Source organism: Streptomyces sp. NPDC001156, assembly GCF_053598275.1.
The window spans coordinates 1-15916 of sequence record NZ_JBSFJX010000053.1 but is presented as its reverse complement, the minus strand read 5'-3'; the positions used below and the strand labels follow the sequence as shown (position 1 = coordinate 15916).

Genomic DNA, 15916 nt, shown 5'->3' with positions numbered 1-15916 from the left:
GTCCATAGGCCGTGCATCGCCTGTCGCCCCCCTCGCATGTCTGAAAGTTCCGTCCCCGGCGCCGAACGGTGCGCGGCGCTGCCCCTGTCGGGACGATACACCAGCATCGTCACTCAGGGACATAGCGCCTCTACGCTCCGTGACGACCAGGGAAAATACCCGTACGTTGCGTACACGGAGGACTGCGGAGTGTGCCGGAAGCAGACGGGGAGCGAACGGAGAGCGACGTGTGCGCCGGTCGTGCGACCCCTGGTCACCGCGCGCGCGGGCGCCGGAGTTGGCTCGAATCATGCGCCGTTCGGCCCGCGCGCACGGCTCGAACCACCCCGTCGCCCGCCGCTCGCTTCGCTACGCGCCGGTCGTCAGGACGACGTTCTCCAGGGGTTCCCCCTGTGCGAAACGGTTCAGCTGGGAGCTGAGGAGCCGCTTGACGCGGGGCCAGAACGCCGAAGTGGGACCGCCGACATGAGGGCTGATGAGCACACCGGGCGCGTGCCAGAGGGGATGGCCGTTCGGCAGCGGTTCCGGGTCCGTGACATCGAGGGCCGCCGTGATGCGGCCGGCCTCCAGCTCGGCAAGCAGGTCCTCGGTGTCGACCACGCCTCCGCGCGCCACGTTCACGAGCAGCGCCCCGTCCTTCATCCGGGCCAGGAAGTCCGCGTCGACCAGGCGTCTCGTCTCCTCCGTGAGAGGCGTGGCGATCACCACGACATCCGCCTTGGGCAGAAGGTCCGACAATCGGGTGAAGGGATGCACGAGGCCGCGCGCCGTTGTGCGCTCACGGCGCGCGACGCGCGTCACCCGCGCCACCTCGAACGGCACGAGCCGCTCCTCGATGGCGGCACCCACGGCCCCGTACCCGACGATGAGGACCGACTTGTCGGCGAGCGCCGGGCGGAACCCGGCACGCCACTCCTCCCGGTCCTGACCCCGGACGAAGTCGGGGATCCCGCGCAGCGAGGCGAGGATCAGGGTCAGCGCGAGTTCGGCGGTACTGGCGTCGTGCACCCCGCGGGCGTTGCACAGCCGCACTCCCCCGGGCAGCAGGGAGAGTCCCGGCTCGACGTGGTCGACGCCTGCGGACAGCGTCTGCACCACGCGGACGGACTTCATCGCCGCCATGGGCCGCACGGCGACCTCGCTGCCCTTCATATAGGGCACGGCGTAGAAGGCACACTCGGCGGGGTCTGAGGGAAACTCCGGATCGCCGTCCCAGAACCGGTAGGTGAGGCCCTCGGGGAGCCCCTCTATCTCTTCGGTGCGGAACGGAAGCCAAACGTCGGCAGTCATGGTCAGGAGGCTATGCGAAGGATCCCTTGCCGCATTGGTTAGTTTGGGGTGGCGGGAAAGGGAGGGCGCGGGCAGGTGGAGCGCAGGACGATCGGCGCGGCAACGCTCGAAGTGGGGGCCGTGGGACTCGGGTGCATGCCGATGAGCTGGGCGTACTCCGGCTCGCACAGACGCAGCGAGGAGTCCCTGCGGACAGTGCACCGGGCACTCGACCTGGGCGTGACGCTGCTCGACACGGCCGACATGTACGGCCCGTTCACCAACGAGCTGCTGGTGGGCCGGGTCCTGAAGAAGCGGCGCACGGACGCGTTCGTGTCGACCAAGGTGGGCCTGCTGGTGGGCGAGCAGCACATCGTCGCCGACGGCCGCCCGGGCTATGTGAAGCGTGCCTGCGACGCCTCGCTGCGGCGGTTGCAGACGGACGTGATCGACCTCTACCAGCTGCACCGTGCGGACCCCGAGGTCCCCGTCGAGGAGACCTGGGGCGCCATGGCCGAGCTGGTGGGGGCGGGCAAGGTGCGGGCGCTCGGACTGTGTGCGGTGGGCGTGCGGGGCGGGCGGCAGAACGGGTCGCGGCTGTACGACGGCACCGTCCGCCAGCTGGAGCGGATGCAGCAGGTGTTCCCGGTGAGCGCGGTGGAGGCGGAGCTGTCGGTGTGGTCGACGGAGGCGCTGGACGCCCTGCTGCCGTGGTGCGCGACACGCGGGGTCGGCTTCCTGGCCGCCATGCCCCTCGGCAACGGCTTCCTGACCGGCACGCTGACGCCGGGCGAGGGCTTCGAACCCGACGATCTGCGGGCCCGGCACCCGCGTTTCACGGCCGAGATGATGGCGGAGAACCAGCCGATCGTGGCCGGCCTGAGGCGGGTGGCCCACCGGCACGGCGAGGAGGTCACCCCCGCGCAGGTAGCGCTGGCCTGGGTGCTGGCGCAGGGCCGCCATGTGGTCCCGGTGCCCGGGGCCAAGCAGGAGCGCTGGGTCGCGGAGAACGCGGCCGCGCCAAGGCTGGACTTGTCCACGGAGGACCTGACCGAGCTGGCGGGGCTGCCGGCGGCCCAGGGATCGTGGGACTGAGCCCGGGCCGGAGGCGGCCCGGATGCGACCGACCGGTGGACTCTCGATCGGTACCGGGAACCGTTCGGGAGCGAGCGGTGTAGGAAAGGGACGAGGGCACCGCGTCGAAGGGACCTTGATCGTGCGACGTCGAGCTGTGACGGCCGTGTCGGCCGTGTCCGCGCTGCTGCTGGCCGCCGGTTGCTCCGCCGGGGGCGGGAACACCCCGGGTAGCGGGAACAGCGTCTCCTCGAGCGGTTCGACGCCCGGGGCTTCGGCGCCCGGGTCCTCGGCGTCGGGGCAAGGAGCCGAGCAGACCCCGTCGGCCACCGGATCGGTCCGGGTCGTACGTACGGTGGCCGCGGACCTCAAGTCCCCCTGGGGCCTGGCCCCTCTGCCCGACGGCGGACTGCTGGTCTCCGACCGGGACGACGGGACGATCACGCGGATCGACGACAAGACCGGCCGGAAGACGCTGCTGGGCACGGTGCCTGGTGTCTCGGCCGCGGGCGAGGGCGGGCTGCTGGGCATCGCCCTCTCCCCCGACTACGCCTCCGACCACCTGGTCTACGCGTACTTCACGACGGACTCGGACAACCGCATCGCACGCATGCTGTACGACACGAAGAAGCCGGCCGGTGAGCAACTGGCGGCGCCGAACACGGTCTTCAAGGGCATCCCGAAGGGGATGATCCACAACGGCGGGCGGGTCGCGTTCGGTCCGGACAGGATGCTGTACGCGGGCACGGGCGAGTCGGGCGACCGGGGCCTGTCCCAGGACCGGAAGTCGCTGGGCGGCAAGATCCTGCGCATGACGCCGGAAGGCGAACCGGCACCCGGCAACCCCTTCGGGAACTCGGTCGTCTACTCCTACGGCCACCGCAACGTCCAGGGGCTCGCCTGGGACGACAAGCAGCGGCTGTTCGCCTCCGAGTTCGGTCAGGACACCTGGGACGAGGTGAACGCGATCAAGCCGGGCGACAACTACGGCTGGCCGGTCGCCGAGGGCAAGCCCTCCGACACCAGGTTCCACAACCCGATCGCCCAGTGGCACACCGACGAGGCCTCCCCGAGCGGGATCGCCTACGCCGAGGGCTCGCTCTGGATGGCGGGCCTGCGCGGGCAGCGGCTGTGGCGTATCCCGCTGAAGGGCACGGAGGCCTCCGCGCCGCCGCAGGCCTTCCTGAAGGGCAGCTACGGCCGACTGCGCACGGTGGTCTCGGCCGGCGGCAACAAACTGTGGCTGACGACGAGCAACACGGACGGCCGCGGGGAGCCCTCGAAGACCGACGACCGGATCCTCGAGCTGGAGGTGTCGTAGGGCGGGCAGCCCCGCTCAGTCGGAATCCTCATCTGCGGAGGCGCGTCTCAGGCGGATGACCACCCGGCCCGACGCCAGATCGATCGGGCCCTGGCCCGGATCGCCGTCCGTGACATCCACCCTGGTCAGTTCCAGGCGCTGGCGCTCGTCGTGGGTGTGCTTGCGGCCCGGCGCGAACAGTTCCTCGAACATGTTGAACACGGCGCCTCCCTCGGCCCGGTCCCGGACAGCGTAGACCTCAGCCTGCCGCCTGGACAGCGGATGTCTCGGGCGGGAACAGCCGCAGCCGGTGGGCCACCGCCGCCGCCTCGCCGCGGCCCGAGACGCCCAGTTTGGCCAGGATGTTCGAGACGTGGACGCTGGCCGTCTTCGGGGAGATGAACAACTGCTCGGCTATCTGGCGGTTGCTGCGGCCGGCCGCGACCAGCCGGAGCACGTCACGCTCCCGGTTCGTGAGCCCCAGGGACTCGGCCGGATGGAGCGCGGCAGGCCGGTCGGCGCCCGTCAGGGTCAGGCGGGCACGCCGGCTGAGCAGGGCGACCTCCTCGGCGAGCGGACGGGCACCGAGGTGCTCGGCCACCGCGCCGGCCAGCCGCAGCAGCTCGGCGGCCCGCGCGCGCCCGTCCTCGCCGTCGCCCGAGGCCAGCAAGGACTCCGCCAGGCGGTGCCGGACACGGGCCAGTTCGTACGGGCGGCCCAGGGCCTCGAACGCGGTCACCGCTTCGGACCAGTCGTGCGGCTGGGCGCGGCTCTCGGCGCGCAACAGCTCGGCGCGGACCCAGCGTTCGTGGGCACGCCACAGCGGCACGTTCGTGGTGAGCGCCTTGGCGGCGTCGCGGATCCGTGCCAGGACGGCGGCGCGACCCGGTTCGGCCGAGGGCAGCCCGAGGGCGTCGGCCTCGGCGGTGGCGGCGGCGAGCAGCAGCGGCCAGGCATGGCGCTGGGTGCCCGGAGGGAAGCCGGCTCTCAGGGCGTCGTCGAGTACGGCACGGGCTTCGTCGAGGCGGCCCTCACCGGCGGCGATCCCGATGGCGGCGCGCAGCAACGGCAGTTCGTGCTGCGGCAGTCTGTCGCGGTTGCCGAAGAACGCGCGGGCCGCGGACAGTTGGCGTTCCGCCTCGGCCAGGTCACCCCGGGCGACCGCGAGATGCGTGTGGATGGCGGCGCGGAATCCGCGGGGTATCGCGCTCTGGCCGATGCGCTCCGAGGCGAGCGCGGCTTCGGCGGCCTCGTCCCAGCGGCCCACCGAGTAGAGGGACTCACCGAGGTTGGCCCACGCCCAGGCCTCGGAATCGGTCAGCCCCAGCTTCCGGGTGAGGTCAAGCCCTTCGCGCAGGATCTCGACGGCCTCGCGGGAGCGGCCGATGCCCTCCAGGTGGGAGGGCAGGTTCACATGGACGCGGCCCGCAAGGGAGGTGTTGCCGAGGTCCGCGGCCTGCTCCTTGACCTCGTACATCTGCGCGAGTCCGGCGTCGATGTCACCCGCGTCGACGAGAAGGCCGCCCAGGGTGAGGCGGGCGCCCAGCTCGATGTCGCGGGCACCCACAATGTGCGCGTACTCGACGGCCCGTTCGGCGGCCGAGAGCGCCTCCGCGCCGGGCACGTGCACCATCGACCAGTTGGCGACCGCGGCAAGCACCTCGGCGTGCACCTCCGACGGGGGCAGTCCGCGCACCAGTTCCTGGGCGGTGGCCAGTTCCTCCCGGCCGTCGCCCCGGGCCGTGTTCTGCACCAGCCGTGAGCGCTGCACCCAGAACCACGCGGTGCGAAGGGGGTCCTTCTCAGGCTCCAGCAGTCGCAGCGCCCGCCTGGTGATCTTCAGTGCGCGCTCGCGCTCCCCGCACAGCCGGCCCGCGACGGCCGCCTCGGCCATCAGATCGAGATAGCGCAGCGGCGTGGTCGCCGGGTCGCAGCCGCAGGGAGGGTAGACCTCGGCGTGGTCGAGGGGGCGCAGAGCGGCCCGTACGGCGTCGGGGGCCATGTCCCACAGCTCCATGGCACGCTCCAACAGCCCCAGTTGCTCGGCGTGCGCGTGCCGGCGGCGGGCCACGACGGCCGCGTCGAGGACGGCGGGCAGGGCCTTGGCCGCGTCGTGCGCGTGGTACCAGTAGCTGGCCAGGCGGGGGGCGCGCTGGTCGGCCGGTACGAGCGTGGGGTCGGCCTCGAGGGCCTCGGCGTACCGCCGGTTGAGCCGGGAGCGCTCGCCGGGCAGCAGGTCGTCGCTGACGGCCTCGCGGACCAGGGAGTGGCGGAAGCGGTAGCCGTCGCCGTCCGGCGTGGCGAGCAGGATGTTGGCGCCGACGGCGGCGCGCAGGGCTTCGATGAGGTCGTCCTCGGCGAGCCGGGTGACGGCCGCGAGGAGGCGGTACTCCACGGTGGAGCCGCCTTCGGCGACGATCCGGGCGACGCGCTGCGCGGCCTCGGGCAGCTTTTCGACGCGGACGAGGAGAAGGTCGCGCAGGGAGTCGGTCAGGCCGGTGCAGCAGCCCTCGCAGGCGGCCACCGCCAGTTCCTCCACGAAGAAGGCGTTGCCGTCGGAGCGGGCGAAGATCTCGTCGACCTGGCCGGGGTCGGGCTCGGCGGCCAGGATGCCGGCGATCTGACGTTCGACCTCGGCACGGTTGAAGCGGCCGAGCTCGATACGGCGGACCGTGCGCAGGCGGTCGAGTTCGGCGAGGAGGGGGCGCAGGGGGTGGCGGCGGTGGATGTCGTCGGAGCGGTAGCTGGCGACGACGACCAGACGGCCGCTGCGCAGGGTCCGGACCAGATAGGCGAGCAGGTGGCGGGTGGAGGCGTCGGCCCAGTGCAGGTCCTCGAGCGCGAGTACGACCGTACGGCGGGCGGCGACCCGCTCGAGAAGGCGGGCGGTGAGCTCGAAGAGGCGGGCCATGCCCTCCTCGTCGTCCCGGGAAGCACGGCGCGCCTCACCCAACTCGGGCAGCAGCCTGGCCAGTTCCTCCTCCTGCCCATGGGCCGCCGCGGCGAGTTCCTCGGGCAGCTGCCGGCGTAGGGAGCGCAGGGCGGCGGAGAACGGGGCGAAGGGCAGTCCTTCGGCGCCGATCTCGACACAGCCGCCGAGCGCCACCACCGCGTCCGCGCGGATCGCCGCGGCCGCGAACTCTTCTATCAGCCTGGTCTTTCCGACGCCTGCCTCGCCGGCGACGAGCAGCGCCTTCGGCTCGCCGGCGGCCGCGCGGGCGAGCGCGTCGTGCAATATCCCCAACTCGTCGGTGCGGCCGACGAACACGGGGCTGACGGACCTGGTCTCCACGCTCCCGAGGATGACACGGGCCGGTGACAACGCGGCACCGATTATCGCGGGTTGTGAACCGTGCACGCCGGAGCGCGACACCGGGATGCTGCCGGCGCTCGCCGGACCTCGGTGCGGGTGCGCGGCGCCGGACGCGGCGTCGGGGTCGCCGGGCGGCTGCACCGGAGGCCGGATGCCGGCCGACTGCGACGCCGGGGCGTCGGGCCCGACCGGGCGCCGCATCGGAGGCTGGAGGTCATTCGCCTGCGACGGCGGGGCCGCGGGCCCGACCGGCCGCTGCACCACAGGCCCGAAGCCGGCCGACTGCGACGCCGGGGCGTCGGGCCCGACCGGGCGCCGCATCGGAGGCTGGAGGCCATTCGCCTGCGACGGCGGGGCCGCGGGCCCGACCGGCCGCTGCACCACAGGCCCGAAGCCGGCCGACTGCGACGCCGACGCCGCGGACCCGATCCCGGCCGTCCGCGATGCCGCGGGCCCGACCAGTCGCTGCACGGGAGGCTGGAGGCCGTTCGTCTGCGGCATCGGGTCCGCAGACCCCACCGCCCCCTTCGCCACAGCCCGGAAGCCGGCCGGCCCCGCTGGGCTCGGGGCCCGGGCGGGGTCGGTCGGCTCATCGGAGGCGTGGGGCGCCGCGGACCGCGCGGGCGCGGGCGTGGCCGCTCCGGCTCGTCGCGGGACGGAGTCCGGACGGGTGGCCTTCGTCGTCGCCGGGCTCGGCTGTGGTCGGCCGACCCCCGTGCGGCCGTCCTCCGGGGGCGCGTCGCCGTGCCCCCGCTGCCGCGCGCTCACGCGGCGAAGGTCATGCGGGACCGGCGCTGGTCCTGACTGTGGTCCTGGCCCTCCCGCGCCTGTTCCCGGTGAACTCGGCGGGAGGCCCGGCGCGCGCGCAGGGCCTCGAGGCCGAGCCGGTGGTCGGCCGCCTGGCGGATCAGCTGAGCGGAGCGCATCTTGTGGATCTCGTACTCGAACATGAGCTTTCCCCTGGAGATACCGGTGTGCGGCGTCGATCGCCGCGACACCTCAACCTTGCTGTCACAGGGGGGTTCGCCACATCGGGAGGCTGCCGCATCTTCCGCACTCGTGGGGCCTCAGAAGCGGTAAGCGCGGGGCCTTAGAAACAGGAGGGGGTCCCAGGCCCTCCGTAAGGATCGGACGGAAGGCCTAGGACCCCGAAGAACTGCGGCCGGCTCAGCCGGCGGACGGCAGTCCGAAAAGCAGATCGGTGTACTTGAGGACGGCCAGGAGCAGCCCGATGACGCCGAGGGCCACGCCGCCCCAGGCAACCGACTTGATCCAGACAGCCTGCGGCTTCCCCGGCACTCCGAACGCCGGGCGGGCCAGGACCGCGACACCCACGAGGAGCGCGACGAGCGCGAACAGGCCGCCCCACAGAGCGGTGGCGTGCCAGGCGTCGCCGTACACCTCCTTGATCTGCTTGGCGACGGTCGCCTGGGACGACGTCCCGAGCTGGCCCACGAGGGTCTCGCGGGCTGCCGCCACGGTGCCGACCCAGCTGCCGGTGAGGGAGACTATGCCGAGTGCGACGGAGACCACCGCTCCCGCTCCCTGGCCCGCGCCGGTGGCCGCCTGCGGTGCGCTCCCGCTGGACGTCTGCTCGGCCTGGGGCTCCTCGACCGTCTCCCCGGCCGTCTCGCCTGCCTCGGTGACCTGCACCTTTTCCTCGTCCTTCGTCGCCTCGGCGCCGCTTTCGGCCCCGACCTCGTCAACTGTCTTGGTTCCCATGCCTCGCACCGTACGGACGCTGTCTGAGAGGTCTCTTAATAATCGTCGCGGGCGCCGCTCGCGCGTGCCGACCGCCACTCGGGCGCGAGCACCGACCACACCTCGGTGTCCTGACGTACGCCCCGGTAGAGGTAGCTCTCCCGCAGCACGCCGTCGCGGCTCATGCCCAGCCGCCGCGCCACATTGATGCTCGGTGTGTTGGCGGACGACGCGTACCACTCCACACGGTGGATGCCACGCTCGTCAACCGCCCAGTCGATGAGCACCCGCACCGCGCGCGTGATCAGTCCCCGCCCGGTCCCGGCGGGCTCCAGCCAGCAGCCGATCTCGCAGTTCCCGCCCGCCGCGTCGAAGACGCGGAAGAGCACGCCGCCGACCAGCTTTCCGTCCAGCCACAGCCCGTGCAGGCTTCCGTTGTCCGCGGCACGCTTGTCGGCGTACGTCTGCAGGATCTCCCGGGCGGAGCCGACGTCCGTGGCGTTCGCCCCGAACGGGATGTGCTCGGTGATGAAGTCCCGCCCCCGGTCCAGGTGCGCCAGGAACTCCTCGGCGTGCCACGGCTCCAGCGGCCGCAGTTCGGCGCCGTCGTCATCCAGGGATATCGCGTACATCCCGCTGCCGCTCCTTCACCAGTACGTCCACCAGCGCGTCCTCGTCGCCACGCTGCCCCGGGATCGTTTCACGGCACTGCGCCGGCTCGATGCAGATGCGCGGCAGCCTGCGCTCCAGCCAGGACGGCAGCCACCAGTTGGCGCTGCCCAGGAGGTGCATCAGGGCGGGGACGAGGAGCGTGCGCAGGACGAAGGCGTCGAGGGCGACGGCAGAGGCGAGCGCGATGCCGAACATCGCGATCACGCGGTCGCCGCTGAGCACGAAGGCGAGGAAGACGGAGATCATGATGACGGCCGCCGAGTTGATCACCCGGCTGGTCTCGGCGAGGCCGACGCGCACCGCCCGGCGGTTGTCGCCGGTCTCCAGCCACTCCTCGTGCATGCGGCTGACCAGGAACACCTGGTAGTCCATGGAGAGCCCGAAGAGCACGGAAACCATGATCACGGGAAGGAAGGGCTCGATCGGTCCGGCCCGGCCGAGGCCGATCAGTTCGCTCCCCCAGCCCCACTGGAACATCGCGACGACCACGCCGAACGCGGCGGCGACGGCGGCCAGGTTCATCGCAGCGGCCTTCAGCGGGATGGCGAAGGAGCGGAAGGCCAGCAGGAGCAGCACACAGCCCAGGCCGATCACCACGCCCACGAACAGCGGCAGCTTGCCGACGATCACCTTCGCGAAGTCGTCGTAGGCGGCCGTGATCCCGCCGACGTGCACATCGAGCGTCGTGCCCTGCTCCGCACGCGGCAGCACGTCGGAGCGGAGCCGCTCCACCAGGTCACTGGTCTGCTGCGACTGCGGGGCGGAGTCCGGTACGACGGTGAGGTAGGCCGTGTCCCCACCTGTGTTGTAGGTCACCGGGGTCACCGAGGCGACGCCGCGGGTGGAGGCGAGCGTGCTGCCGAGGTTGTCGAGCGCGAGTCTGTCCTCGCCGCCGTTCACGTGTGTCACCAGGGTGAGCGGACCGTTGACGCCGGGCCCGAAGCCCTCGGCCATGAGGTCGTACGCCTGCCGGGTGGTCGACGTCTTCGGGTCGTTGCCCTGGTCGGAGGTGCCCAGGTGGAGGGAGAGCGTGGGTATCGCGAGCAGGGCCATCACGGCCAGGGCGATGGCACCGAGCTTCTTGGGGTGGCGTTCGACGAACGCGGACCAGCGAGCGGAGAGCCCGGTTGGCACCTCGGGTTCCGGCCCGTGCTCGGACAGCCTGCGCCGCTCGCGCCTGCTGAGTGCGCGCGGGCCGATGAAGGAGAGCAGGGCGGGCAGCAGGGTGACCGACGCGGCCACGGTGAGCAGGACGGTCAGACAGGCGGCGACGGCGACGCCGTTGAGGAAGCCGAGCCGCAGGATCAGCATGCCGAGCAGCGCGATGCACACGGTCGCGCCCGCGAAGACCACTGCCCTTCCGGTGGTGGCGACGGCGCCCTCGGCGGCCTCGGCCACCGGGATGCCGCGTTTCAGGCTGCGGCGGTGCCGGGTGACGATGAACAGCGCGTAGTCGATGCCGACACCGAGCCCGATGAGCATGCCGAGCATGGGTGCGAAGTCGGCGACGGTCATCGCGTGCCCGAGCAGTCCGATGCCGGAGTACGCGGTACCGACGCCGATCAGCGCGGTCGCGATGGGCAGCAGGGACGCGGCCAGCGAACCGAAGGCGAGGAACAGGACCACGGCGGCGACGGCCACGCCGACGATCTCGGCGAGGTGCCCGCCCTGCGACTCGGCGGACCCGACGGCCGTGCCGCCGAGCGCGACCTTCAGGCCGTCGGTCTCGGCGGATTGCGCCGTGTCCACCACGGCCTTGGCCTCGCCCTTGCCGATGTCCTCGGCCGCCTTGTCGAAGGTGATGCCGGCGTAGGCGACGCGGCCGTCGCGGCTGATCTGGCCGTCGTGGCCGCCCTGGTAGGGGCTGGTCACGGCCACGACTCCGGGGAGGTCGGCGATCTTGTCCAGAGTGCGGGTCATCGTCTGCTCGACGTCGGCGGCGCGTACGCCGCCGGGGCCGGTCTGCCAGACCACGGTGTCGCTGTCGCCGCTGAGACCGGGGAAGCCCTGGTCGAGCAGCCGGGCAGCGCGATTGGACTCGGTGCCGGGGACGCCGTAGTCGTTCGAGTACGCGGAACCCGTGGCGGCGGCGGCCGCGGTGACACCGCAGAAGGCGATCAGCCAGAGCAGAACGGTGACGAGACGGTTGCGCACACACCAGCGGGCAAGGGCTGCCACAGACAAGCTCCCTGAGAGGGGTGTTTCGTGGATCTTTGATCGGGAACAGCCGCCAAGGGAACTGAACAGCCCGCAAAGAACGATGACCAACACCCCCACTGTCGCAGCCGGAAGAGATCGTTTGCCGGTTTCGTGGGTTTAGTCACAGGGATGCGACCCAATTCACAGGAACAAACTCTTCCATTCTGTTGCTATATAAGGTTTTGCTAAACGGCTTATTTCGCTGAACAGCACAGAGGCGGCCCATCTCCCGATGGACCGCCCCTGACAATTGTTCTGCGGCAGTTTCTCAGCCCTCGCTGACACCCAGCTTCTCGAGGATCAGCTCCTTGACGCGAGCGGCGTCGGCCTGGCCACGGGTGGCCTTCATCACGGCGCCGACCAGCGCGCCGGCCGCGGCCACCTTGCCGCCGCGGATCTTGTCCGCGATGGCCGGGTTGCCTGCGATGGCCTCCTCGACGGCGGTGGTCAGGGCGCCCTCGTCGGAGACGACCTTCAGACCGCGCTTGTCGACGACCTCGTCCGGCGTGCCCTCGCCCGCGAGGACGCCCTCGATGACCTGGCGGGCCAGCTTGTCGTTGAGGTCACCGGAGGAGACGAGCTTGGTGACGCGGGCCACCTGCTCCGGTGTGATGGACAGCTCGTCCAGGCCCTTGCCCGACTCGTTGGCGTGCCGGGCGAGCTCGCCCATCCACCACTTGCGGGCGGAGGCCGAGTCGGCGCCCGCCTCGATGGTGGCGACGATCGGGTCCAGCGCACCCGCGTTCAGGATCGCCTGCATGTCGGTGGCGGAGATCCCCCACTCCTCGAGCAGCCGGGTGCGGCGCACCAGGGGCAGCTCCGGCAGCGCGGCGCGCAGCTCCTCCACCCACTCGCGCGGAGGTGCGACGGGCACCAGATCCGGCTCGGGGAAGTAGCGGTAGTCCTCGGCCTCTTCCTTGGTGCGGCCCGAGGTCGTCGAACCGGTGTCCTCGTGGAAGTGGCGGGTCTCCTGGATCACCGTGCCGCCACTGTTGAGGACGGCGGCGTGGCGCTGGATCTCGAAGCGGGCCGCGCGCTCCACGGACCGCAGCGAGTTGACATTCTTCGTCTCCGAGCGGGTGCCGAACTTGTCGGCGTCCTTGGGCATCAGCGACAGGTTCACGTCGCAACGCATCTGGCCCATCTCCATACGGGCCTCGGACACGCCGAGCGCCCGGATGAGTTCGCGCAGCTCGCGGACGTACGCCTTCGCCACTTCGGGGGCGCGCTCGCCGGCGCCGACGATCGGCTTGGTGACGATCTCGATCAGCGGGATGCCGGCCCGGTTGTAGTCCAGCAGGGAGTGGGACGCGCCGTGGATGCGGCCGGTGGCACCGCCGACGTGAGTCGACTTGCCGGTGTCCTCCTCCATGTGGGCGCGCTCGATCTCCACGCGGAAGGTCTCGCCGTCCTCCAGCTGCACGTCGAGGTAGCCGTTGAAGGCGATGGGCTCGTCGTACTGGGAGGTCTGGAAGTTCTTCGGCATATCCGGATAGAAGTAGTTCTTCCGGGCGAAGCGACACCACTCGGCGATCTCGCAGTTCAGCGCGAGACCGATCCGGATCGCGGACTCCACGCCGATCGTGTTGACGACGGGGAGCGCGCCGGGCAGGCCGAGGCAGGTGGGGCAGGTCTGCGAGTTCGGCTCGGCGCCGAGCGCCGTGGAGCAGCCGCAGAACATCTTGGTCTTGGTGCCGAGTTCGACATGGACCTCGAGGCCCATGACGGGGTCGTACGACGCCAACGCGTCCTCGTACGACACCAGGTCGGTCGTGGTGGTCACGGTGAAACTTCCCTCTCAGCCCAGCAGGACGTCGTCGTCGCCCAGCCGCTTCAGCTCGCGGTAGAGGATCGCGAGGCCGGTGACGATGGCGGCGGCGGACACGGCCGCGTCGATCAGGCGCAGCGTGTCGTGCTCGAGGCGGGCCTTCTTGGCCTGCTTCGCGACACCGAACGCGCCGAACGCGGTGGTGGCCATGGACAGGTACATACCGGACTTGGACTTCTTGAAGCCCTTGGCCTTGGACAGCGCCTTACTCACAGCGACGGAGCCTCCTCGAGAAGCGGGTGCCCCCACTTTTCCACGAAGGCGGCCTCGACGGCGGCGCCGACCTTGTAGAGGCGTTCGTCCTTCATCGCCGGGGCGATGATCTGCAGACCCACCGGGAGGTTGTCCTCTGGCGCGAGACCGCAGGGCAGCGACATGGCGGCGTTGCCCGCCAGGTTGGTCGGGATGGTGCACAGGTCGGCCAGGTACATCGCCATCGGGTCGTCGGCGCGCTCACCGATCGCGAAGGCGGTCGTCGGGGTCGTCGGGGAGACGATCACGTCGACCTGCTCGAAAGCCTTCTCGAAGTCCCGGGTGATGAGCGTGCGGACCTTCTGGGCGGAGCCGTAGTACGCGTCGTAGTAGCCGCTCGACAGGGCGTACGTGCCGAGCATGACGCGACGCTTCACCTCGGCGCCGAAGCCCGCCTCACGGGTGAGGGAGGTGACGTCCTCGGCGGAGCGCGTGCCGTCGTCGCCGGTCCGCAGGCCGTAGCGCAGGCCGTCGAAGCGGGCGAGGTTGGACGAGCACTCGGACGGCGCGATCAGGTAGTACGCCGACAGGGCGAGGTCGAAGGACGGGCAGTCCAGCTCGACGATCTCGGCGCCCAGCTCCTTCAGCAGCTCGACGGACTCGTCGAACCGCTGGATGACACCGGCCTGGTAGCCCTCGCCGCGGAACTGCTTGACGACGCCGACGCGCATGCCGGCGACGCTGCCGTTGCGGGCGGCCTCGACCACCGGCGGGACGGGCGCGTCGATCGACGTGGAGTCGAGCGGGTCGTGCCCGGCGATCACCTCGTGCAGCAGCGCCGCGTCCAGGACCGTACGGGCACAGGGCCCGCCCTGGTCGAGGGAGCTGGAGAAAGCGACCATGCCGTAACGGGACACCCCGCCGTAGGTCGGCTTGACGCCGACCGTGCCGGTGACGGAGGCGGGCTGGCGGATGGAGCCGCCAGTGTCCGTGCCGATGGCGAGCGGGGCCTGGAAGGAGGCGAGCGCGGCGCTCGACCCGCCGCCGGAGCCGCCGGGGATACGCGTGAGGTCCCACGGGTTGCCGGTGGGCCCGTAGGCGCTGTTCTCCGTCGACGACCCCATGGCGAACTCGTCCATGTTGGTCTTGCCGAGGATGACGACGTCGGCGTCCTTGAGGCGCTTGGTGAGCGTCGCGTCGTACGGCGGGATCCAGCCCTCGAGGATCTTGGATCCGACGGTAGTGGGCACGCCCTTGGTGGTGAAGATGTCCTTGAGCGCGAGCGGCACACCCGCGAGCGGGCCGAGCTTCTCACCGCGCTCCCGCTTCTCGTCGACGGCGCGGGCCTGCGCCAGCGCACCCTCGCGGTCGACGTGCAGGAAGGCGTGCACCTTCTCGTCCACGGCGTCGATACGGGCCAGGTGGGCCTCGGTGACCTCTACGGCGGTGAGCTCACCGGAGGCGATCTTCTCGGCGGTCTCGGCTGCCGTGAGCCGGATGATGCTGTTCTTGTCCGTCATGACGGGCTACTCCTCCCCCAGGATCTGCGGCACCTTGAAACGCTGCTGTTCCTGGGCCGGGGCACCGGACAGCGCCTGCTCGGGGGTGAGCGACGGACGGACCTCGTCCGCTCGCATGACATTGGTCAGCGGCAGCGGGTGGGAGGTCGGCGGTACGTCTTGGTCGGCGACCTCGGCGACGCGGGCGACCGCGCCGATGATGTCGCCGAGCTGGCCTGCGAAGTGGTCGAGCTCTTCGGGCTTCAGCTCCAGACGCGCCAGCCGGGCGAGGTGGGCGACCTCCTCGCGCGTGATGCCAGGCATGCAGCGATCCTCTGGGGTGAGTGTGTGTGGTTTGGGCCCAATCCTATGGCGCGAGCCCCGATGCCCGCGCATGGGTTTGCCCGGGCCCGGCGCCCCACGGCCGGGCGAGTGGACGTACGGGCCGGTGAGCCCTCGGGCACACGGCCGCCAGCCGGGGTGACGGCGCGGTCGTGTGGGCCTGTGGGCGGGGTGGCTGCGCGGGCTTGCGGGCCTGTGGCCGGGGCTGAAGGGCGGGCTTGCGGGCCTGTGGACGGGGTGAGCGGGCGGGCTTGTGTTCGGGGGCCGTTCGGTACCTCGGGCCGCGACGGACGCGCCACGTGCCCGCAGGCACGGGGACAGACGGCCTCGCGGTCGTACAGGCACACAGACAGACGGCACCTCGTGCCCGCAGGCCCACAGACGGACGCGCCCCGTGCCCGCAGGCACGGGGACAGACGGCCTCGCGGTCGCACAGGCACACAGACAGACGGCACCTCGTGCCCGCAGGCCCACAGACGGACGCGCCCCGTGCCCGCAGGCACGGGGACAGACGGCCTCGCGGTCGC

At 71.4% G+C, this 15916-nt stretch carries 13 protein-coding genes; 2 read left to right on the top strand and 11 right to left on the bottom strand.

Going from position 1 to position 15916, the window contains the following annotated elements:
• Nucleotides 1–348 precede the first annotated feature (348 nt).
• Nucleotides 349–1290 (bottom strand): 2-hydroxyacid dehydrogenase, encoded by a 942-nt coding sequence (locus ACWDA7_RS24175; RefSeq protein WP_450606292.1) that lies wholly within the window; start codon nucleotides 1288–1290, stop codon nucleotides 349–351.
• A gap of 75 nt (nucleotides 1291–1365) precedes the next feature.
• Here ACWDA7_RS24175 and ACWDA7_RS24170 point away from each other — a divergent pair, with 75 nt between their 5' ends.
• Together ACWDA7_RS24170 and ACWDA7_RS24165 are read left to right on the top strand one after the other, a co-directional pair.
• Nucleotides 1366–2364: an aldo/keto reductase gene (locus tag ACWDA7_RS24170; RefSeq protein WP_450606291.1), complete on the top strand. Its 999-nt coding sequence runs from the start codon at nucleotides 1366–1368 to the stop codon at nucleotides 2362–2364.
• 115 nt (nucleotides 2365–2479) lie between these two features.
• Entirely contained in the window at nucleotides 2480–3664 is a 1185-nt protein-coding gene (locus ACWDA7_RS24165) for a PQQ-dependent sugar dehydrogenase (protein ID WP_450606290.1), read from the top strand.
• Between the two features lie 15 nt (nucleotides 3665–3679).
• On the opposite strand, the gene ACWDA7_RS24160 is transcribed toward ACWDA7_RS24165, so the two are convergent.
• From ACWDA7_RS24160 to gatC, 10 genes are all read right to left on the bottom strand, one after another.
• Nucleotides 3680–3856 carry a DUF6191 domain-containing protein gene (locus ACWDA7_RS24160; RefSeq protein ID WP_450606289.1) on the bottom strand — a complete coding sequence of 59 codons (177 nt, stop codon included), beginning with the start codon at nucleotides 3854–3856 and terminating at the stop codon, nucleotides 3680–3682.
• A 46-nt stretch (nucleotides 3857–3902) separates the two neighbouring features.
• Nucleotides 3903–6947 carry a helix-turn-helix transcriptional regulator gene (locus ACWDA7_RS24155; protein ID WP_450606317.1) on the bottom strand — a complete coding sequence of 1015 codons (3045 nt, stop codon included), beginning with the start codon at nucleotides 6945–6947 and terminating at the stop codon, nucleotides 3903–3905.
• A 773-nt stretch (nucleotides 6948–7720) separates the two neighbouring features.
• Complete coding sequence (locus tag ACWDA7_RS24150; RefSeq protein WP_450606288.1) at nucleotides 7721–7906, bottom strand: hypothetical protein; 186 nt, start codon at nucleotides 7904–7906, stop codon at nucleotides 7721–7723.
• 217 nt (nucleotides 7907–8123) lie between these two features.
• The gene (locus tag ACWDA7_RS24145; protein ID WP_450606287.1) at nucleotides 8124–8678 is read right to left on the bottom strand and encodes a hypothetical protein; all 555 of its coding nucleotides are present in this window, start codon (nucleotides 8676–8678) and stop codon (nucleotides 8124–8126) included.
• A 35-nt stretch (nucleotides 8679–8713) separates the two neighbouring features.
• Complete coding sequence (locus ACWDA7_RS24140; RefSeq protein ID WP_450606286.1) at nucleotides 8714–9289, bottom strand: GNAT family N-acetyltransferase; 576 nt, start codon at nucleotides 9287–9289, stop codon at nucleotides 8714–8716.
• Nucleotides 9267–11507, bottom strand: coding sequence for an MMPL family transporter (locus ACWDA7_RS24135; protein WP_450606285.1), 2241 nt, complete (start codon nucleotides 11505–11507; stop codon nucleotides 9267–9269). The genes ACWDA7_RS24140 and ACWDA7_RS24135 overlap by 23 nt, the downstream gene beginning before the upstream one ends.
• 289 nt (nucleotides 11508–11796) lie before the next feature.
• Nucleotides 11797–13311: an Asp-tRNA(Asn)/Glu-tRNA(Gln) amidotransferase subunit GatB gene (gene gatB / locus ACWDA7_RS24130; RefSeq protein WP_450606284.1), complete on the bottom strand. Its 1515-nt coding sequence runs from the start codon at nucleotides 13309–13311 to the stop codon at nucleotides 11797–11799.
• 15 nt (nucleotides 13312–13326) lie between these two features.
• The gene (locus ACWDA7_RS24125) at nucleotides 13327–13569 is read right to left on the bottom strand and encodes a hypothetical protein (protein WP_359394987.1); all 243 of its coding nucleotides are present in this window, start codon (nucleotides 13567–13569) and stop codon (nucleotides 13327–13329) included.
• Nucleotides 13566–15068, bottom strand: coding sequence for an Asp-tRNA(Asn)/Glu-tRNA(Gln) amidotransferase subunit GatA (gatA, locus tag ACWDA7_RS24120; protein WP_359394990.1), 1503 nt, complete (start codon nucleotides 15066–15068; stop codon nucleotides 13566–13568). Before gatA ends, ACWDA7_RS24125 begins: the two co-directional genes overlap by 4 nt.
• Nucleotides 15069–15074: 6 nt before the next feature.
• A complete protein-coding gene (gene gatC / locus ACWDA7_RS24115) occupies nucleotides 15075–15371 on the bottom strand; it encodes an Asp-tRNA(Asn)/Glu-tRNA(Gln) amidotransferase subunit GatC (RefSeq protein ID WP_359394993.1) in 297 nt (98 codons plus the stop codon).
• Between the last annotated feature and the right edge of the window lie 545 nt (nucleotides 15372–15916).